Raw genomic sequence first — 20,648 nt, 5'->3', positions numbered from 1 at the left:
TATAAAGTACCCTAATTAATCCCGCTTTAAATTGCTTCCTTGACTATTTCCCGATACAAAACTTCGAAAAAATATTCCCCAGCACCTCGTCGTTCGTCACTTCCCCTGAGATTTCACCGAGATGCTCCAGGGCATTGCGCAGTTCGTAGGCCAGGAGTTCGGTGGAAATCCGGAAGGTGACGGCTTCTTTGACTTTCTCAACGGCGTCGAGGGATTTTTGCAGGGCTTCATAATGGCGCTGGTTGGTAATGACCACGTTGTTTTCCGAAGCTTTCAGCTGTTCGACATAGGAAGAAAGTTCATTTTTAAGATCCTGGATATTCTGGTTTTCAACGGCAGAAATTTTGATGAAATCAAACTCGTGGCTAATTGCCTGCCGGAAGGTATCTTCCACTTTTTCATATTGGGTCGGGATTACTTCATCGATTTTCGTGGCACAGATGATCAGCTTCAGGTCATCCCTCAGCAGGGATTGGATCATCTCAATATCTTCCGAAAAATCGGCGGTTCCGGCATCGGCCAGATACACAAGAATATTGGCATTGGCTACCTTTTCCCTGGCTTTTTTTACCCCGATGGCTTCGATTTCATCCATCGTTTCACGCAGCCCGGCCGTATCGATCAGGCGGAATGCATGGCCTTTGATGTGCAGCACTTCCTCAATCGTATCCCGCGTTGTTCCCGCAATATTGCTGACGATCGCACGCTCTTCCTTCAAAAGCGCATTCAGCAGCGTCGATTTCCCGGCATTCGGCTTTCCGATGATCGCCACGGCGGTTCCGTTTTTGATAGCGTTTCCATACTGGAAACTTTCAATCAGCGAGTTTAATTTCAGAGTGATCTTATCCAGCAGCTGGTTCAGGGCACTGCGGTCTGCAAATTCCACATCTTCCTCGGCAAAATCCAGTTCCAGTTCAATCAGTGAAACAAAATTCAGCAGGTCTGTTCTCAGAAACGAAATTTCATTGGTAATTCCCCCTTTCAGCTGACTGATAGCGACTTTCCGGGAAGCTTCGTTTTCGGAGGCAATGACATCAGCAATGGCTTCGGCCTGTGAAAGGTCGATCCGGCCATTGATGAACGCCCGCAGCGTAAATTCACCGGCTTTGGCCATCCGCGCACCGTTTTTAATCAGTGTTTCCAGAATACGTTTCCCGATATGCGGCGACCCGTGAAAAGCAATCTCCACGGAATTTTCGGTCGTAAAGCTCTTCGGCGCCAGGAAAATCGAAAGCATAACCTCATCGATCGCCTCTTCCCCATCCATAAAATAACCGTAATGGATGGTATGCGATTTCTGTCTGGCCAGGTTTTTCCCCGGAAAGGATTTCTGAACCACAGCCAAAGCTTCATTTCCTGAAACACGGATAATTCCCAAAGCCCCTACGCCGTTAGCCGTAGCCAGCGCACAAATCGTATCGTTATTCATGCCGCAAATTTACGGATTTTAATCGCAAACCGCCATACCGTTTGTCTATTGCCTCTATTGGAAGGTGAATAGTGAATCGTCAATCCGCTTTATTTGTCAGTTTTTTAATACATAAGATTCACCTTTACGTTCAATTTTCAACACATCAAGATTCAGCATTCACTTGAAACACAGACTCCACCATTGATAAACCCGGCATTTTCTCAGGAGCTTTTTCCGGCTATCCACTTATACTCCTCACGCCTTTCCCGGCCTTGGCTTAAGCCATTGCTCCCCTTCTCCTGCTGCGGGGTATCCGTTACTATCCGGGCTAGGCAGCCGTAGGCAAAACAGGCAATGGTCGATGTTTGCAGATTTGATGACTGACTCGAGCAAAATTCACGATTCACTTTATTTTCAATGCGCCCCTCACCGGAGGAATTAAATTTATAATTTATTTATTATCAAATATTTATAATAAAATAGAAAAAAAAATCACCTCAAGAACTGAGATGATTTGCCTGCTTTGAATTTACTATTGAAGATATGAATGATGTTTGTTGGGACAAAGATAGGATCAGCCGGTTCCGGTATCTTCAGGGAAAACCCTAAAATGCCATCCGTAAAAACACGGTAACCCGATAAAAAAATCGTCCTGCAGGATTTGCAGGACGACCATTTATTTTAAGATTTCTAAGCCGGTTTCGAATTCAGCAGAATGTCAACCGAAAATTTTCGGCACCCGGCTCCTCTTTTCCAGCCTTAGCAGTCTGCTAAAGCGGGCTCACCAATTCAAGGAACCATTCTTTCACCTCCCCTTCCAGGAACGGAGCCAGCTTTTCCTCACAGGTTTTGTGATAAGTATTCAGCCAGGTAACTTCTTCTTCGGATAGGATTTCCTTAACGACTGTATCTTTGAAGAACGGACAGAACGTCAGGGTTTCAAACTCATAGAAAGTGCCGTGGATTGTTGTTTCGGATTCTTTTACCGCAATCAGGTTTTCATGACGGATGCCGTATTCTCCCTCCAGGTAATACCCCGGTTCGTTGGAACACACCATTCCGGCCATCAGCTCCTGCGGATTCATGTCTTTCCGGATATTCTGAGGGCCTTCGTGCACATTCATGAAGCTTCCTACCCCATGGCCGGTACCGTGGTTGTAATCTTTTCCTTCCATCCATAAAGGCAGTCGGGCAATGGCATCCAGCTGTACGCCACGTGTGCCTTTCGGGAATTTCACCATCGACAGACGGATCAGTCCCTGCAGGACCAGCGTTGAGTTTCTTTTGAATTCTTCGGAAACCGCCCCTAAAGCCAGTGTCCTTGTAATATCTGTTGTTCCTTCAAGATACTGTCCTCCGGAATCGACCAGAATACTGGCGTCGCCGGTCACTTCTTTGCTGCCTTCTTTTTTCGCGGAGTAATGCATAATGGCTCCGTTATCCTTGTATCCGACAATACTTCCGAAGCTCTCGCCTACAAAATTCTCGCCTTCCGCACGGAAACCTCTCAGTTTTTCCCCGATGGAATATTCGTTCATGGCTTCTTTTCCGGCATTGTGCGTCAGCCAGTACAGGAATTTCACCATGGCTACGCCGTCACGCACCATCACTTTTCTGAAACCTTCCAGCTCCGTTTCATTCTTCTGGGCCTTCATCAGATTTCCCGGCACCGCCGCTTTGATGAACTCATTATCCGGCTTCAGCGCTTCAAAAATCGACTGGTTGCTGTTTGGCGAAACCAATACTTTCTCATTGCTGAATGCTTTCAGGCAGTTGTAGAACTCTTCGTACGGCATCATTTTTACCCACGCTTCATCCATCTGCCGCCTCGATTCCACATCCAGCTTATCCAGGTCCGTGAAAAGTTTCGCATCGTTTTTTGTGATCACCAGATACCCTAAAAATACGGGATTGCTCTCAACGTCGCTTCCCCGGAGGTTCAATGTCCAGGCCACATCATCCAGGCTCGAAATAATATGGATGGTCGCACACTGCTCCTCCATTTTCTGGCGGATGGATGCAATTTTATCAATGACCGATTTCCCTGCTCTTTCCACAGGATGTACGAAGATCGGATTTTTAGATGGGGCTCCCCGGTCTTTCCAGATCTCTTTCAGCAAAGGAAGATCGACCAGCGTAATATTTTTAGCGTTTAATTTTTCCGTAAGAAGTTCCCAGTTGGCGTGGGAAGTGGCCACCGCATTTACTGCTACTTTTCCGTTCTCCGGAATTTCGGAAATGATCCAGTCGATGTAATTCGGCGTTCCTTCCATTCCGTCCTTGAACAGATCGATCCCCGATCCGGCCAGCTCAATCGGTGCCTGGGTAAAATACCGTCCGTCCGTCCATAAACCGGCTTTGTCTCTGGTAATTACCACAAAACCTGCGGAACCCAGGAATCCTGACAACCAAGCCCTTTCCTGCCATTCCTGAGGCAGGTATTCGCTCATGTGCGGATCTGCGGAATATACTATAAATGCATCAACATTATTTTTCTGCATCTCTTCACGAAGCGCAGCTACTTTGTCCTTTGAAGTCATTTTTTTATAATTTTTTAAAAGGTGAAGTTACGAATTTAAAGGTTATCTGACAGCGTTTAACGATGTTTTATCGGATTTTGTTGCAGCATATTGCCCGCCACGATCGAAGCTCAGATAAATACCATCTTGTTAGGCCGTTTCTGTATTGAAGGAGGATCGTCTTTTTACTTTATTGCAAATATCCATTATCCTGCGAAGGCCTCCTAAGATTTCTTTGTGTTCATGTAATTCCAGATCAGATACAGCAGAAAGATAAGAGCCATACGCTCAGCACGACGATCATGAAAATAATCCGGATCGAGGGATGAAGATAGTTGGGTTTATAATATAAACGTTCAAGAGTCACCAATCTATCTTTCAGTTCAGGCCTGTCAAAAGTATTCCGGATTTCATTGAGGGGTTCCCGGCTGTGGTCACGGTAATAAAAGACATCATGGTTCAGGTCCTTGGGAACGATTTGCGATTCTATATGATATTTTCTGAGCAAAGCAGCGAAATTTTGGAACGATTGAAGCAGCGAGTCCTGATTATATTTATAAAGCAATTTGTATCGCCTTACCGCATTCTGATACTGTTGGGCCGTTTGAGAAACTTTAGAAAGGGGGCTGTATAACATCTTATTTTCTAAAAAGACACAAACCTGTTCATCATACTCCGGATCTACCTCAATCCCTTTGAATATAATTCCGTACTGTCTCCGGATATGTTTTTCGAAATAATTCTTTTTATAACCGCCTTAGGTTCAAGTCCGAGATCACCCATTCCGAAAGTATTTCAGAGCTTATGTTTTTATAATCAGAACCTGGCGCTGTTAAGGTATCTACACTGTAATAATTTGTTTCAACGGAATAATAGTCCGGATTACCGGGATCATAAAAGGTGGTGTCTCTTTCCGCGATCACCGGGTAAGGTTCAGGATATAAAATATTTTCCGGATTGAACAATTTGTCCGAACTATATGAAGTATAAGTGTACAAAAACGGATTTAGGACATTCAGCAAAGTCTTGTCTTTATTAAAATTTTTTTCAGGAAGCTCCTGTCTCATTTTGGCATTTAATCCAAAACTATAACTTAAAAAAAGTCAGTGAGAGAAAGGAAATAAGCAGTACGGAATCACCAATTTTCACCTTGTTGGCGGCGCTGTATCTTTTTTGGCATGATTCCTTAACAATAAAACAAGAAAGCAAAACAGAAACAGGCCGGTAATAAAAAAGTGGGAAATAGAAACGTCATCATAAAATTTGAATCTATAAAACTCCGTGTACCTATCAACTGTGCGGATTCCTTCAAACTTAAAGTAGTCATAGATAAAATAAGCCAGATAAATGGATTGCGCTTAAAACAACTGCAGATCTGATCAGAAATATTTTTATTTTTTGTCCATAATCAAACCATTTATTCTTTAAAGATTTTTAAAAAATTTAACCGGCTGGCTTGCATATACATGCATCAGTAAAATTGTATTTGACTACAATAAACTACTGAAATCAGAATAGTCAACATACTCAGTATCCCCCGTTGGTTATTTGTACATGTATTTAATTAAAATGTTAAGATACTCAAATATAACGATGTACAGGTAAACACAATTTCAGATATTATTATAACCTATTATCCGGCATGACAATTAAAGCCTAAACTTGCCATTTCTTGAGACCAAAATGCTGTTCCGATCAGAAATTAAAAGATTTTGGAAAGGTTATTGCTTACTTACAGATTATGGAAAGCCAAAATTATAAAAACCACAGGAAATTTTACCCGCCGCATCATTTTATTTACCTTCCATTATTAATGGTGCTGCAGATTTTCGGGATTTATAAGATTTTTAGTGATGAACCGCATGAGTTGCTCTGGGTTTTATTTTCAGCAGTTGTTTTTCTGATTTTATACCTAGCCGTTATGGTAAGACAGCATTACGCACTTGGGCTACAGAACCGGATGGTAAGAATGGAATTCAGGCAAAGATATTTTGAGCTTTTCCAGCTTCGGTCTGATGAAGTAGAAAGCAAATTGACATTTGACCAGATTGCTGCTCTGAGATTCGCCTATGATGATGAATTCAAGGAATTGTTGTATAAAGCACTTCACGAAAACATCAAAGGCGATGAAATCAAAAGATCCATCAAAAAATGGCGGGCCGACCATCACCGGATTTAATTTTAAATAATAAACACCAAAATAAATTATCATGAAAAAATTGAGCTTATACAGCATGACGGTATTCTGTCTGCTGATGTTAACAAGTTGCGAAGCAGTAGAAACAATCTTTAAAGCAGGGATGTGGTGGGGCATCATTGTCGTTGTCGGCGTAATAGCCCTTATCTTATGGCTATTCTCAAGGGGTAGAAACTCTTAACCAAATCTTATGGAAAATTCAGACCTAGACCTTATCACCCATCTGAAGCCTTCGAAGATTGTAAAAATTATGAAAGATCCGGTAGCTTCTGCAAAGGCGGTACATCTTATTTATACCTCCGATGCAGAAACAGCCGGAATTACCCGGAAAAAAACAGGTAAAAAATATTCCTATTACAAAGACGGCGAAAAAATAAAGGATAAAGAAGAAATTGCCCGCATCAATAAGCTGGTAATTCCTCCGGCCTGGGAAAATGTCTGGATCTGTGCATTGGATAATGGCCATCTCCAGGCAACCGGAATCGACGTTAAGAAAAGAAAGCAATACCGCTATCATCCGCTATGGAGTGCCCTTCGGAACCATACCAAGTTTTACAGGATGCTTCAATTCGGCTATGCACTGCCCGATATCAGGCTGCAGGTGGAAAAAGATCTGGCATTGCGGAACTTTGAAAAAAGAAAAATCCTTGCGCTGATTGTAAGCCTGATGCAGAAAACCAATATCCGTATCGGAAACAATGCCTACGAAAAACTCTACGGGTCTTTCGGACTGACAACCTTGAAAGGTAAACATGTAAAGGTTAAGGGACAGAAAATTACGTTTCACTTCAAAGGTAAAAAAGGGGTGATGCATGATATCGACCTCAAAAGCCGGCGGCTTTCCAGACTGATCCAGAAATGCAAGGATATTCCCGGAAGGGAACTTTTCCAGTACATCGATGATGAAGGAAACCGTCATACCGTGGATTCAGGAATGGTGAATGAGTACATCAAGGAAATCAGCGGTGAAGATTTTACGGCAAAGGATTTCAGAACCTGGTCCGGAACGGTAAGCGCCCTTATTGCTTTTAAAGAAATTGGCTATGCAGGGACCCATACGGAATACAAGAAAAAAGTAAAAGAAGCCCTGGAAATGGTTGCTTCCCATTTGGGAAATACCAGCACCGTGTGCCGTAAATACTATGTTCATCCTTTGGTGATCAACCTTTATGAAAACAACACCATCAAAAAATACCTCGACGAACTCGAGAAAATTGAAGAAAATGACGGGAAAGCCGGCCTTACCCATGAGGAAAAGCTGGTGCTGAAGATTTTGGAAAACGAGAAGATTTAGAAGGTCAATGGTAAATGACAGATGGTCAGTTTTAAGCAAAAATGTACTAATGTCTTACTAGGACAAAACTTAATTAACGACTGGCGGAAAATTCACCATTCCCCATTGACAGGCACAGTGAATTCACTATTTACCATGCCATTGCGGATGGGAAATATGCATAATCCTTTAACCGAAACTTTGCGAACTCCGTGTTAAAAAAGCCTGATTCATAAAAAATTGAAAAGCATTGCGGATTGACCATTTACTATTCACCATTCGTAACGCTCTTTGCCGGAGACCTCAAATAAATGTTGTAAATTTGTATCCTTAGCAAATAAAAAATATACAACGAATATGGCAAAAGCAATTTCGCAAGTACCGTTCGCGGTAAACGAGCCGGTAAATTCTTATGCACCGGGAACCCCGGAAGTAAAAAGCCTGATCGCCCAATATAAAAAAATGTGGGCGGAGAAGGTAGAAATCCCAATGATCATCAATGGTGAGGAAGTAACGACAGGAGACAAAGTTCAGCTTCAGTCGCCTCAGGATCATTCCCATGATTTCGGATTCTATCATAGAGGGACAATGCAGCACGTAGATGATGCCATCAACGCGGCATTGGCTGCCAAAAAAGAATGGAATGAGCTGGGCTGGGAGCACCGTGCTGCGATTTTCCTGAAAGCGGCCGATCTTTTGGCCGGACCTTACAGGGATGTGATCAATGCAGCAACGATGATCGGGCAGTCTAAGAATGTTCATCAGGCAGAAATCGATGCGGCATGCGAATTCATCGACTTCTTAAGATTCAATGTAGAATTTATGACGGAAATGTATTCCGAGCAGCCGGTGTCGGATGCAGGAATCTGGAACCGTGTAGAATACAGACCGTTGGAAGGATTCTGCTTTGCAGTAACCCCATTCAACTTTACGGCAATTTCCGGAAACTTACCGGCCTGTATGGCCATGCTTGGAAACGTGGTGGTATGGAAGCCTTCCGATAAGCAGATCTATTCCGCAAAAGTAATCATGGACGTTCTTACGGAAGCAGGTCTTCCCAAAGGAGTAATCAACATGATCTTTACCGATGGGAAGGAAACAGCTGAAAAAGTACTGGCCCACAGAGATTTTGCCGGACTTCACTTTACCGGTTCTACAAAAGTATTCCAGGGAATGTGGAAAATGATCGGAGATAACATCCATAATTACAGAACCTACCCGAGAATCGTTGGGGAAACCGGAGGAAAAGACTTTGTGATCGCCCACCCTTCCGCCAATGCAGCAGCAGTAGCTACCGCTTTGGTAAGAGGTGCTTTTGAATACCAGGGACAGAAATGTTCGGCAGCGTCCAGAGCTTATATCCCACAGTCGCTTTGGGCTGAGGTGAAAAAAGTAATGGAAACACAGGTTTCTTCCATTAAAATCGGTTCTCCTGAAGATCCGTCCAACTTTGTGAATGCGGTAATCGATAAAAATTCCTTCGAAAAGTGCAAAGGGTATATCGACAGAGCCAATGCATCGGAAGAAGCGAATGTAGTAATCGGCGGAAAAACTGATGATTCCAAAGGATGGTTCGTATACCCTACCGTTATTGAAACCACCAATCCACAGTACGAAAGCATGGTTGAAGAAATCTTCGGACCGATCTTATCTGTATATGTATACGAAGATGCAAAATGGGCGGAAACCCTTGAACTGGTAGATTCTTCTTCACCTTATTCCTTAACGGGTTCTGTTTTCGCACAGGATCGTTATGCCATCAACGAAGCCTTCAAAGCTTTGGAAAATGCATCCGGAAACTTCTACATCAACGACAAACCGACAGGAGCCGTAGTGGGCCAGCAGCCTTTCGGAGGCGGAAGAGCTTCCGGAACCAATGACAAAGCCGGTTCTAAAATGAACCTGTTGAGATGGACTTCCGTAAGATCGATTAAAGAAACTTTTGTTTCCCCTAAAGATTATAAGTATCCATATCTTGGATAATGAACGATAAATGATCATTGATGAATGATAATAAGCCCCGGAATTTTGGTTCCGGGGTTTTATTTTGATATTTAATTGCAAACGGAATTTTCGGAACGGTTATTGAACTGATGGAAACACGCAACCAAAACAAAATATTATGAAAAAATTAGTGTTAATAGCAGCGGTCGGAATGTTTGCCATCAGCTGCGGTACAAAAGAATCTTCGACGTCAATGAGTAATTCGGATTCCGCGGCAGTGGACAATACTGCAACCATGGCACCTGCCACCACAGATACCATGACGACGGCACCGACGACCACGGGTAATCCGGACAGCATGAAAATGAAAATGGATACTGCCGCTACTGCGCGATAGGATCTACCTTACCCCAAACATTTAATCCTCAGATGAAAAATCAGGGGATTTTTGTTTTAATGTAAATGCAGTTATAATTTATTTATTTCAGTTAGTGAACAGCGAATTTGATCAATCTAATTTAATTAGAATCCTTTTAGCAGGCTGAGAAAAATATCATTTGATATTCAAGACCATTGGCTATAGTACCCACAAGAAAGCTTACAGCATCCGGCATCCCTTTTCCAGCCTATAATTACACTGCTGCTTTAAGTTACATTATGGTACAACACCTTACGACCGGTAACTTTCCAGAGACTTAATAAAGATACTTTTTACTTTTTACTTTTTACTTTTTACTTTTTACTTTTTACTTTTTACTTTTAATCACTATATTTGATCTACTACTAAACATTAAAGAATTTACTATGAAAAAATTAGGAATAGGCGTTGTTTTAGGCTTATTGTTTTTAAGCAGCTGCGCGGATAAAAAAGAAAACCGTGAAGAATTTAAGGACGACCACAACAAGGAATATATGAGAAACAGCCTGGGCGACACGGCCAGCGCCCGTTCGGAATCTTCTGCTTCCGACAGCACGGCAATGAAACGGGATACCGCAACAACGAAATAAAACAGAACCGCAGCTCTACTGCGGTTTTTTTATTGAAGAAATTCCCTGAGCTCTCCTATCAAATTGATTTTCAAAGTACCGGTTTTGTCTTTTAACCTGAAAGGCATTCATTAATCTAAATATGGCTGTAACTATTTTTGTCTTATTCAGACTGATATGTCGACATAATTATTACATTTGTAGCCAATAAAAAGTACTATGAAAAAATTGACAATATTCTCGGCCCTGTTTATCGGAGCTTTTGCTTTCGCACAGGGAATTAAATTTGAAGAATCCGGCTTTGCTACGGTTCTTGCCAAAGCCAAAAAAGAAAATAAGCTGGTCTTTATCGACGCTTATACCACCTGGTGCGGACCTTGTAAGCTGATGGCCAAAAACGTATTCCCACAGAAAACCGTAGGCGATTATTACAATGCCAATTTTGTAAATGCCAAGATCGACATGGAGAAAGGCGAAGGAATCGAAATTGCCAAAAAATATAACGTGAAGGCCTTCCCTACCTATCTTTTTGTAGACGGAAACGGAGAACTGGTACACCGGACTCTGGGATATGTAGAAGAAAACGACTTTATCCAGTTTGCCAAGGATGCGGGAGATCCAAGCAAAAGACTGACTGCCCTGAAGCAGAAATTCGAAGACGGGGAAAAAGATCCTGAATTCCTGAAAAACCTTGCCGGACTTACCATGTACAGCGACCCTGAATTTTCAGGAAAAGTAATGGAACGTTATTTCAACGCGAAAACGGAACTGAACCAGGAGGATATCCAGATGCTTGTGTTTGCTGCCCAGAATATCGACAGCCCGATGTATAAAACATTCCAGGCTAAAAAGGCACAGATTTCCAACGTCATTACTCCTGAAAAATATGAGGCTATTGATAAAAGCATTAAGATCAGCGGTCTCTTCAAGAAATCATACAATGCCGATACCAAATCCTGGAATGACAATTATTTCCTGACGGAAGCGCAAAAGTTTATGTCTAAGGAAGAAGCTGAAAAAATTCTTAAGAAGACACAGGCTGGAAGAGCATTGAGGGATAAAGATATTGCCAAATACGAAAAGCTGACCCTGGAACTGAATAAAGACACTTCTGCAATGAGTTCGGAAGAACTGAATTCCCTGGCATGGAATTTCTTTGAGAACGTAACCAATAAAGCGTCTCTTGAAAAAGCCGTAGCCTGGGCACAGGAATCGGTGAAGAAAAATGAGAACTATGCCAATACCGATACTTTGGCCAACCTTTACAACAAAGTAGGCGACAAGAAAAACGCAAAGCTTTGGGCAGAAAAATCCATTGCACTGGCGAAAAAATCCGGCGAAGATTCAGCAGATACCGAAAAGCTGCTGAAGAGCTTAACGATACAATAAAATTGACAAATCCGCAGAACAATCTGCGGATTTTTTATTAATTCTTAAATCGGGTCTTTTAACTTTCTAATGGAACTTCTTTTTTAAACGCTTTAATCATCTGATCTCTCTTATCCTTTGGAAAATTCTTTCTTTCAGGGTACGGGTTATTTTTAAATTCATCCCTCTTTTTTAAGTATTGCTCTCCGGTAACAGGAATACCTTTTGAGAAAGGTTTTATTTCAACCTTTTTTTTCTCAATACCAATCGCATTGAAAGAGTGATAATTTTTCTCGCCATTAACCTGAAGTATCAGACCTGTGAGCCCTTTAAACCGATAAGGTCCTTCAGAAATAGGAATTTGCTTTGTATACCATGTTGTAAAGAGTCAACAGAACATATTTCTACATCTGCTGAAGTTTGCGCAGCAATAGCAGCCTGCTTAAATATTTTTCTTACCGCCTGATATTGCTGACTGTAATACATTGATCAGGAGGACCAGGCTTTTCAGCTGGATGTATCCCAAAGCCACCTCAGCAAAATTGAAAACGGGGCCATCGAAAAACTGGACTTCATTTTTATGCAGAAGATTTCCGATTTTTTTAAAGTGGAACCTCAGTATTTTTTAGAAGGTGATACGATTGTTAACAATAACGTTGAAAAAAGCACGAATTCATCTGTAGGAAATATTGGTGATACAACAATGAACAATACGACTGATCAGAATTTATTGGAAAATGTTATTAATAATCAACACCAGATCAACCGACTGATGGAAATGCAGAACAAGCTGATCGAAAAGCTCTTGAAAGATTAACGTCACGTCAAAAACATAAAAAAATCCGCTGCCTCTTCAGACAGCGGATTTCTATTTTAAAAAGTTTTTATTTAATATTCAAAAAGGACGCTTCCCCAGGTAAAGCCGCTTCCGAAGGCCGAAAGCAGGACGAGGTCTCCCCTTTTGATCTTCCCTTGCTCTATGGCTTCGCTTAAGGCAATCGGGATGGAGGCTGCCGTCGTATTTCCGTATTTCTGGATGTTGTTGAAGATCTTTTCGTCCGGCAAACCGAATTTCTGCTGTACGTACTGGGCAATCCTTAAATTTGCCTGGTGCGGGATGAACATATCTACGTCATCAATGGTTTTTCCGGCTTTGTCCAGGGCTTCCTTCATTGTTTCCGGGAATCTCGTTACCGCATGTTTGAAAACAAAGTTGCCGTTCATGATCGGATAGACTTCCTTATTGGTTACGTTTTCCGGTTCTTTTCTCATCCGGTCGCTCCAGCCGTATTTGGAACCCGGAAACTGGGTGCACAGTTCATCAGCGTATTTTCCTTCGGAATGCATATTCACCGCCAGTACATCTCCCGCGTCATCATTAATGGTCGCAGAAAGGACAATGGCTCCTGCCCCATCCCCGAAAATGACGGAAACGCCTCTCCCTTCATCGGAAAAATCCAGCCCGAAAGAGTGTACCTCGGCTCCGACCACCAGAATATTCTTATAGGTTCCCGATTTGATGAATGCATTGGCCACGCTCATGGCGTAAACAAAACCCGAACACTGGTTTCTTACATCGAGTGCCCCAATGGTCCCGCAACCCAGCATATCCTGCAGAAGGACACCGCATCCCGGGAAATAATAGTCCGGTGAAAGGGTGGCGAAAATAATATAATCGATATCTTTTGAAGTCAGTCCTGCATTGGCAATGGCTTTTTCGGAAGCCCTGAATCCTAAATAAGCGGTTGTTTCCTGCGCATCGTTACGGTGTTCCCGGTGTCTTCTTTCCTTAATCCCGGTACGCTCCGTAATCCACTCGTCATTGGTGGTCATTAATTTGGCTAAATCATCGTTCGTAACAATGTGATCCGGAACATGGAATCCGATCCCTTTTATTGTACTTTTAATCATGTAGTTTGTTTAATTTTGGTAAAGATAAACTTATTTAACACATAGTTTTTCAAAATATTATTATTTTTACCATATGGCAATTGTTACCATTTACCGGGACTCCCAATGCGAATGGGTGGATGTGGAAGCTCCTACGGCGGAAGACCTGACGTTTTTACACGAAAGATACGCAATCAACAATCTTCTCCTGGAAGATACCCTGGATCCGAACCACCTCCCGAAATATGAGGAGGACGGCGACGTAAAATTTTTCCTGCTGCGGGAAAGCACCGAACTGGAACGGAAAAACCTCAACTCCATCAGCGACATCAGCACCAAAATCGGGATCTTCCTGCTGGATAAAACCATCATCACCATCCACCGGATGAAGACCAAGAGCCTTACCGAAACCAAAAAGCAGTTATCCTCCCTGACAACCGAAACCACGGTCAAGGATATCGCCCTCAGGATTGCCCTGCTGATCATGAAAAGTTTTGACGACGAATCGGTAAGCCTGCTGGAAACCATGGACAATATCGAAAATGAGATTTTCCTTAAAAATACCAACCACACCAACCAGATCAGGCGGCTGTACAAGCTGAAGAGAAAGTCTGGGCTTAACTCAAGGGTGCTGACGGTTTCTACCGATGCCATCGATAAGTTTAAACTGCTGGGACTTCAGGATTCCGAAGTTTCCGATTTAAAGGACAAGCATAAAGATGTGGTTGCGGATTTCGACCACCTCAATATCCAGGTGACCAACCTGATCGGAATGTTCCTGGCGCTTTCCGACCAGAAGGCCAACCAGGTGATGAAAGTACTGGCCGTCTACTCCGTTTATTTTTTACCGATTACTTTTATCGCCGGGGTGTATGGGATGAATTTCGACAATATGCCGGAACTGCACCAAAAAAACGGATATTTTTTCACCTTAGGATTAATGGCACTGGTCGTAATCTGTACCTTTATTTACGCGAGAAGGAAGCAGTGGTAATGTTAAATTGATTAGCTCTATGATGAAAACGGCTGTAAAGATTGAAAGAATTCTTGTCTGGGTATTTTATTAAAGGCAGAATTAAATATCTTCGTTGAACCCAAAATAATTTAACCACCAATCACCATGAAACCCGAAGCCCTGCAGAAAATCCTTAAAGACAATACGCTTTCCAAAGCATCCAAAGAAAAGCTTTCCGCGCTGCACGATCTTATTTCGGCCAAGGAATTTTCGGACCTGCTGGATGAAGAAGGGAACCAGTATGTAGAATTCGTTCAGGAAGGAGGCGGGGTCTGGGGTAGCGCGCTGGTAGGGTATTTATACGCCCTGGAAATTTTCGGGATCCGGTTTCTGAAAGTGGCAGGAACAAGTGCGGGAGCCATCAATACCATGCTGATCGCCGCGTGCCGGACGAAAGAGGAAGCCAAGAGCGAAACCATCAGGGATATCCTGTTCAACTGGAACTTTGCCGATTTTATGGATGGAAAACCGTACATCAAAACCACCATCCATTCGATGCTGAACAATAAGCATTTCATCCGGAACAATGCGATCATTGCCGGGGTCATCATGCTGATCCTGGTCATTATGCCGTTCGCCATTTCTTCGGAAACGACCCTGCGGGCAAAACTGCTGTTCCTGGTTCCGATCGTCCCGATCCTCATTGCCATGACCTGCCTGCTGAAGCTGTATAACGACCTTAAAAAAGCCAATTCCGGCCTCAATCCGGGAAACACCTTCCTCAACCAGATGGAAGCGGTGCTGGACGGCTTCGGCATCAAAACCGTTGCCGAACTGAATGAGAAGTTTGTTCAGAAAGGCAAAAACCTCAACCTCAATTACCGCTACGGAAACGAAATGCAGTATTACGATATTGCCGTGGAAAGCATTGAGGAAATCTACACCAACAACAAAGAACACATCGACGAGATCCGGTACCGGATTTTCTATGAAGGGACTGTCAACAACGATTATTATAAAAAAGACCCTTTCTACCTGCTGCAGTCGGAATATATCGTGGTAACAACGGACATCAATGCCAAGATCAAAGTGGAACTGCCGACCATGGCCAATCTGTACTGGTCCGAAGAAGAGCTCAAACACATCAGTCCGGCGGAATTCGTGCGCGCTTCGATGTCGGTTCCTTTCTTTTTCGAGCCGTTCCGGAAACCGATCAACCGGAACGACGATTCGGTAAAATATGCCTGGAAATTCTGGATGAACACAAAGCCTGAAGATATTAATCCCGTCGGAGTATTTATCGACGGCGGCAGTATTTCCAATTTCCCGATCGACCTTTTCCACTCCGCCGATATATTTTACCCGAGAACCCCGCTTTTCGGGGTACAGCTTACCAGCGATTCGGACATCCTTTCGGAAAAAGGAAAAACAAGCGAAGAGATTTTAAAATCGCCTTTTTCTTTTGCCGGTAACATTCTGAGCACCCTGAAAGGCTTTAACGATAAAACCTTTCTCACCAAACATACGTTTTATCACCTGTTCAGCATCCAGACCGTAAACTGCGGGACCAGCAGCTGGCTGAACTTTTTTATGAAGAGAAACGAAAAGGAAGAACTTTTCAACCGCGGGTTCTCAGCCGCCCTTGATTTTCTCCACCAATTCGACTGGCAAAAATACAAGTGCGAACGAATGATGCTCTCCATGAAGGAGAAAAAGATTCTGAAGGAGGAGGATACGAAGACGGTGGGGTAAAAACAGTGTTAAGGTTTTACTATTAAATAATTACCTATTTTTGGTAAAAATTTTTAACCCTGTCAAAAAAATTCAATGAAAAAGTTTTATATTATCTCCTCTTTATTTTTTATCATAAATCTTTCTGCCCAAAATTTCACTCAAACCAGTAAATTAACTCCTGTTATAAGACAGGGTGGAGACTCTTTCGGGTTCGATCTGCTGCTGAAAAATAATTTCTTATATAGTTCATTACACGGAAATTATTATGATTCGAATGACCAAAATAGTTTATTTAAAGCCGGAAGCTTTTATGTATTTGAATGGCAAAATAATTCTTGGGTAAAGAAAACCAAGCTGGTTGCCAGCGACCGCAGCAGCAGTGATGAATTTGGAAAAGCATTTGCCTTAGGAGATGACAATAAATTGTTTATAGGAGCTGCTGAAAAAAGATCCGGCACAAGCTTCGCAGTAGGTGCTGTTTATTTTTTCAGTAAAAACAACAACGGAGACTGGATTCAGGTCCAAAAGCTTATGCCTGCCGTTGCTGCTGCTTATACTCATTTCGGATACCGGCTCGGAGCGGATTCCAATACTCTTGCCGTAGGTACAGAAGGAAAGGGCTTTACTATTTATGAATATAACAGCAGCAGCCAGATGTTTGATTTTAAGCAGAATTTTCCATCGATATATAATTCAAATCCGTATGTTTACAACAACAGAATTTTTATAGGCTCTTCAAATCAAGTGGTTAACGGAACGTCTGATACGGGTCAGGTTACGATCTATAAGAAGAACATCTCTTCAAATACCTGGGAACTTAACCAGACGATCAATTCCCCGGTTACAGGTTCAAATCAATTCGGATTTACCACCCATGCCAACGGGGATTATCTTTTTATAACAGCAGCCAACAGCATAAATAGATTTGTCGCTGTTTATAAGCTTGAGCAGGCAACAGGACAATATAATTATGTACAAACCATTAACAATGGGGCTACTTATTTCGGATCACGAATATCTATAGATAATAATCTACTGGCAATCAATGCACCGGGTGCTACCAACGAAATTACGAATGGAGGTGCCGTATTTTTATATAGACTTGAAAATAATATCTGGGTGCAAAAACAAAAGATCTTTAATAATGATTCCCATCCTTATGACGGTTTCGGTTACGGATTAAGCGTTAACAATAACAACGTTGTTGTCGGGGCACCAGATCATGATTTTGATTCCGCAGGCAATAATATCAGTACAAGCGCAGGAGCAGTGTATTTCTTTAATGATCTTTCCAATCTGGCAACACAGGAATCAGAAGTAGTTTACTCCTATAAAATCTATCCTAATCCATTTATTAAAAATATTTCAATACTTCTCGATAAGAAATATGAAATCCTTACAGCAGAGGTTTACGATAGCTCCGGAAAAAAAGTGTATGCCGAGTATTTTTCAGAGAGACAGGAACTTGATATGAATCTGGAATCATTGATACCTGGAGTCTATCAGATACGGGTTATTTCAAAAAACAAACAAATTCTGAGTTCCAGAATCGTTAAAAAACAATGATAAAATACACCTGCCCATGCTGTGGCGAAGAAAAAGAAGACTGGCCTGCAATAGCCTATTCTGCACCATATCCCTATTCCGGTTTATCTGAAGATGAAATAAAGAATTCCGAATTAACGTCCGATCTTTGCATTATTCGGTATTCGGATGAAACCTGTTATTTTATCAGGGGTGTTCTGGTGCAGGAAGTACATGACGACTGCCAGGATCTTGAATATGGGGTCTGGGTTTCTCTAAGCGAAAAAAGTTCTGAGAATTACGTGAAACATTATGACGACAAAGAATTTGAAGGCGGATGTTTTGGATGGCTGGCGAGCTACCTTCCGGACTACGATTTCAGCAATTCTATTCCTACCGACGTCTTTATCGATAATAAACTAGGAAGACCTTTCATCTACCCTCATAAAAGCCATGATCATCCCTTTGTGAAAGATTTCCACCGGGGAATTTCAAAAAAAGAGGCTGAAAAACGAATTGATTTTGTTTTAAATAACTAAATTCATGGACAAAGAAACCGTAAAATATATTATACGCTATTTCGGCCATCTCATGACAGATGATGAAAAGGCAGCCTTGAAATATCAGATGTATATGTATAAATCTTCCGATAATGAAAAGCAACGGAAAATCATGATAGAAAAAGGCTGGATCCGTCAGACAACTGAAACGGATGATTTGCTCCGGAACGGGTATGAGGAATTTGAAACCGACGTGGCCAAACGTATTGTAGCGCAAACACCGGAAAAGATCTTTTTCAACAACTGCCCGAACTGCGGCAAGCTGGCAAGAACCCCTGTTGCAAAACAATGCAGATACTGCGGATTGAGCTGGCATCAAAAATAAATTTTAAATTAAGAAACTTCCATTGATGATTAATAAAACCGATTTACGGGAAACATTGGATCTTCCCCTATTCGATACCACCAGCGAAACAGAAATCTTCCAAAACCAGACGCTCCGTCCTGTTCTGAAATTGCAGAATGAAGTGTATCTGATGCTGTTCAAAGATTATGCGCTGCGTAAAACCTCAGATTTTGAGACGCTGAAAAAGGAAAAGAAAATAAATTTTATTGATCAGAGCCTGCAGAAAGATAATGCCCTCCGTAATATCTTTATCGGAATGACCATCGGCATGCTGACTCCGGAAGAAATGAAGTTCTATCTTTCCGACACCAAATCATTTAATAAAAGGATTATTTCGATGCTGACGGAAAGGATTAAAAGCCAATCAGGATTAATTTAAATATTGTAAATATAATGTTCAAATATCAATATGAATTGGCAATATTATCCTGAGCTTGACGAAGGGAAGGGAGCCCATTTTAATAATTTAGAAGAAAGATTGTTTTTAGCCAAAACTTTGGTAAAATTTCGGTTAAAGCCGATTTGGAATTGCAATTTTCACATCGGGCTAAAGCCTGACGCTGTTGACAATCACAATACATTGAATATCAAATAATTAATTCTATGTTACATCAGACCCACATTAATTATTCTTACTGTTTACTAAAAACTTCCAGCACCCAGCTTCCCTCTTTCTGCTTATCATCCTTCCAGCCATTTCGGATTCTGTTCCAGCACTTTCTGGTACACCGGACAGCTTTCCGAATGGCAGCCTTTCAGGTAGCCCGTGCTCATCAGGAACTCGTTGACGATTTCCCCGCCGGTGAATTTAAAGGTTTTCTTAAAAAGCTTCATCCATTCCGGCAGTGTTTTCGGATGGTGATGGTCCAGCCATTTCTCGAACGAACCGAATTCCTTCTGTAACCCGATAATGGTTTTTGCATTTTCGATGGCTGCATTGATCTTTAATCTGTTCCTGATAATTCCGGGATCAACAAGCAGCCTTTCACGGTCAGCTTCGGTATACGCTGCAACTTTTTCGATCTCAAAATTGTCATATGCTTTTCTGAACCCTTCTTCCTTTTTCAGAATGGTTTCCCAACTCAGACCTGCCTGGTTGATTTCCATCACTAGCCTTCCGAAAAGTTCGTTGTCGTCATGAATCGGAAAACCGTAATAATTGTCGTGATAATTTTGGTGAAGTGCCCTTCTGCTTTCGGGCTGCAGGGTTTCAATAACGGTGCAATAGCTCATAATGGTTATTTATAGTGCAAAGATAAGACAGATGATGACAAGGGTATGGCAGTAGGAAATTTTACAGAAAGAATTTCTGCCTATTTACTGAAAAACATTATTTTCATCTGAAATTTAGATTCAGCTCAACCATGAAATACTTTCCTGCTGTTTTTATTAATTAGCTTCAGTAAAAAGGAAAATCATTTTTTATAAACCAATTGCTTTAGAAATTTATTTTTTTCTCTTCAAATTAACTTTAACCCATAATTTTCTAAACATTTTGCGTTTTCCAAGTTGTTAGACCAACTACCGCCAGCTGTGATCTATCCCGGCAGCATCTTAAGTAAAAGATCATAAGCACGTCCAAAAACGATCGCCGTTATCGGCCCAAGATTCTCCAAACATTTTATGTGCAAATAGATCTTAATAACAATAATCGTTCCTACAAATCAAAATAAAATATCTTGATTTACTTGTAAATGATTCTCATTTTAATAATTTCAGCAAATAAGAAAAGTATATACTAGATTATTTTCTTAATATCCAGTGATTTATTATACTATTATTCCAATTTTTGACTTTTCCGACTTTTAAAGAATCGTCTTTTGAAAAAATGTAGCAGTTAAAGTACATTATGCTATCACCTACGCGTTTCGCCAGTCGAGATACAGCCGGTAGCCGATCCTGTTGTTTTCCAAGCCGATTCCTTCATAACGGATATAGGT

At 41.7% G+C, this 20,648-nt stretch carries 19 protein-coding genes and 2 pseudogenes; 13 read left to right on the top strand and 8 right to left on the bottom strand.

Features of this window, described 5'->3' with window-relative positions; all coding sequences use genetic code 11:
• Positions 1-43: 43 nt before the first annotated feature.
• From mnmE to FY557_RS20295, 4 genes are all read right to left on the bottom strand, one after another.
• Complete coding sequence (mnmE, locus tag FY557_RS05155) at positions 44-1,429, bottom strand: tRNA uridine-5-carboxymethylaminomethyl(34) synthesis GTPase MnmE (RefSeq protein WP_149246223.1); 1,386 nt, start codon at positions 1,427-1,429, stop codon at positions 44-46.
• Positions 1,430-2,181: 752 nt separating this feature from the next.
• Positions 2,182-3,951, bottom strand: coding sequence for an aminopeptidase P family protein (locus tag FY557_RS05150; RefSeq protein WP_149246222.1), 1,770 nt, complete (start codon positions 3,949-3,951; stop codon positions 2,182-2,184).
• 235 nt (positions 3,952-4,186) lie between these two features.
• Positions 4,187-4,438, bottom strand: coding sequence for a hypothetical protein (locus tag FY557_RS20300; protein ID WP_228451710.1), 252 nt, complete (start codon positions 4,436-4,438; stop codon positions 4,187-4,189).
• A gap of 238 nt (positions 4,439-4,676) precedes the next feature.
• Entirely contained in the window at positions 4,677-4,997 is a 321-nt protein-coding gene (locus tag FY557_RS20295) for a hypothetical protein (RefSeq protein ID WP_228451709.1), read from the bottom strand.
• A 674-nt stretch (positions 4,998-5,671) separates the two neighbouring features.
• Here FY557_RS20295 and FY557_RS05140 point away from each other — a divergent pair.
• The 6 genes from FY557_RS05140 (at position 5,672) to FY557_RS05110 (ending at position 11,720) form a co-directional block, all read left to right on the top strand.
• Positions 5,672-6,109 carry a DUF6526 family protein gene (locus FY557_RS05140; RefSeq protein WP_149246221.1) on the top strand — a complete coding sequence of 146 codons (438 nt, stop codon included), beginning with the start codon at positions 5,672-5,674 and terminating at the stop codon, positions 6,107-6,109.
• Positions 6,110-6,317: 208 nt separating this feature from the next.
• A complete protein-coding gene (locus FY557_RS05130) occupies positions 6,318-7,421 on the top strand; it encodes a DNA topoisomerase IB (RefSeq protein WP_149246219.1) in 1,104 nt (367 codons plus the stop codon).
• A 336-nt stretch (positions 7,422-7,757) separates the two neighbouring features.
• The gene (pruA, locus tag FY557_RS05125; RefSeq protein ID WP_149246218.1) at positions 7,758-9,383 is read left to right on the top strand and encodes an L-glutamate gamma-semialdehyde dehydrogenase; all 1,626 of its coding nucleotides are present in this window, start codon (positions 7,758-7,760) and stop codon (positions 9,381-9,383) included.
• 139 nt (positions 9,384-9,522) lie between these two features.
• Complete coding sequence (locus FY557_RS05120; protein ID WP_149246217.1) at positions 9,523-9,741, top strand: cytochrome C551; 219 nt, start codon at positions 9,523-9,525, stop codon at positions 9,739-9,741.
• A gap of 407 nt (positions 9,742-10,148) precedes the next feature.
• Positions 10,149-10,352, top strand: a complete 204-nt coding sequence (locus FY557_RS05115) for a hypothetical protein (protein WP_149246216.1) — start codon at positions 10,149-10,151, stop codon at positions 10,350-10,352.
• A gap of 198 nt (positions 10,353-10,550) precedes the next feature.
• Positions 10,551-11,720: a thioredoxin family protein gene (locus FY557_RS05110; RefSeq protein WP_149246215.1), complete on the top strand. Its 1,170-nt coding sequence runs from the start codon at positions 10,551-10,553 to the stop codon at positions 11,718-11,720.
• A gap of 58 nt (positions 11,721-11,778) precedes the next feature.
• Here FY557_RS05110 and FY557_RS20575 read toward each other — a convergent pair.
• Positions 11,779-12,072: pseudogene (locus FY557_RS20575) on the bottom strand (GLPGLI family protein); the annotation flags it as partial.
• A gap of 111 nt (positions 12,073-12,183) precedes the next feature.
• On the opposite strand from FY557_RS20575, the gene FY557_RS05100 reads away from it, so the two are divergent.
• Positions 12,184-12,516: a helix-turn-helix domain-containing protein gene (locus FY557_RS05100; RefSeq protein WP_149246214.1), complete on the top strand. Its 333-nt coding sequence runs from the start codon at positions 12,184-12,186 to the stop codon at positions 12,514-12,516.
• A gap of 71 nt (positions 12,517-12,587) precedes the next feature.
• Here the strand turns inward: FY557_RS05100 and FY557_RS05095 are convergent, their stop codons facing one another.
• Positions 12,588-13,610: a 3-oxoacyl-ACP synthase III family protein gene (locus FY557_RS05095; RefSeq protein WP_149246213.1), complete on the bottom strand. Its 1,023-nt coding sequence runs from the start codon at positions 13,608-13,610 to the stop codon at positions 12,588-12,590.
• A gap of 73 nt (positions 13,611-13,683) precedes the next feature.
• On the opposite strand from FY557_RS05095, the gene FY557_RS05090 reads away from it, so the two are divergent.
• The 6 genes from FY557_RS05090 (at position 13,684) to FY557_RS05065 (ending at position 19,087) form a co-directional block, all read left to right on the top strand.
• Complete coding sequence (locus FY557_RS05090) at positions 13,684-14,583, top strand: CorA family divalent cation transporter (protein WP_149246212.1); 900 nt, start codon at positions 13,684-13,686, stop codon at positions 14,581-14,583.
• Between the two features lie 126 nt (positions 14,584-14,709).
• Positions 14,710-16,296 (top strand): patatin-like phospholipase family protein, encoded by a 1,587-nt coding sequence (locus FY557_RS05085; RefSeq protein WP_149246211.1) that lies wholly within the window; start codon positions 14,710-14,712, stop codon positions 16,294-16,296.
• Between the two features lie 75 nt (positions 16,297-16,371).
• Positions 16,372-17,844: a T9SS type A sorting domain-containing protein gene (locus FY557_RS05080; RefSeq protein ID WP_149246210.1), complete on the top strand. Its 1,473-nt coding sequence runs from the start codon at positions 16,372-16,374 to the stop codon at positions 17,842-17,844.
• Positions 17,841-18,341: a DUF2199 domain-containing protein gene (locus FY557_RS05075; RefSeq protein WP_185151655.1), complete on the top strand. Its 501-nt coding sequence runs from the start codon at positions 17,841-17,843 to the stop codon at positions 18,339-18,341. Before FY557_RS05080 ends, FY557_RS05075 begins: the two co-directional genes overlap by 4 nt.
• Before the next feature lie 4 nt (positions 18,342-18,345).
• The gene (locus FY557_RS05070; RefSeq protein ID WP_149246209.1) at positions 18,346-18,687 is read left to right on the top strand and encodes a hypothetical protein; all 342 of its coding nucleotides are present in this window, start codon (positions 18,346-18,348) and stop codon (positions 18,685-18,687) included.
• A 25-nt stretch (positions 18,688-18,712) separates the two neighbouring features.
• Entirely contained in the window at positions 18,713-19,087 is a 375-nt protein-coding gene (locus tag FY557_RS05065) for a glyoxalase (protein ID WP_149246208.1), read from the top strand.
• Between the two features lie 302 nt (positions 19,088-19,389).
• On the opposite strand, the gene FY557_RS05060 is transcribed toward FY557_RS05065, so the two are convergent.
• Together FY557_RS05060 and FY557_RS05055 are read right to left on the bottom strand one after the other, a co-directional pair.
• Positions 19,390-19,941 carry a DNA-3-methyladenine glycosylase I gene (locus FY557_RS05060; RefSeq protein ID WP_149246207.1) on the bottom strand — a complete coding sequence of 184 codons (552 nt, stop codon included), beginning with the start codon at positions 19,939-19,941 and terminating at the stop codon, positions 19,390-19,392.
• A gap of 629 nt (positions 19,942-20,570) precedes the next feature.
• Positions 20,571-20,648 (bottom strand): annotated as a pseudogene (locus tag FY557_RS05055) (DUF4861 family protein); the annotation flags it as partial.

Source organism: Chryseobacterium sp. SN22, assembly GCF_008329705.1.
In the GTDB taxonomy this organism is placed as follows: domain Bacteria; phylum Bacteroidota; class Bacteroidia; order Flavobacteriales; family Weeksellaceae; genus Chryseobacterium.
Note: the sequence above shows the minus strand (reverse complement) of the source record. Positions and strands in the feature narration are given on the sequence as shown.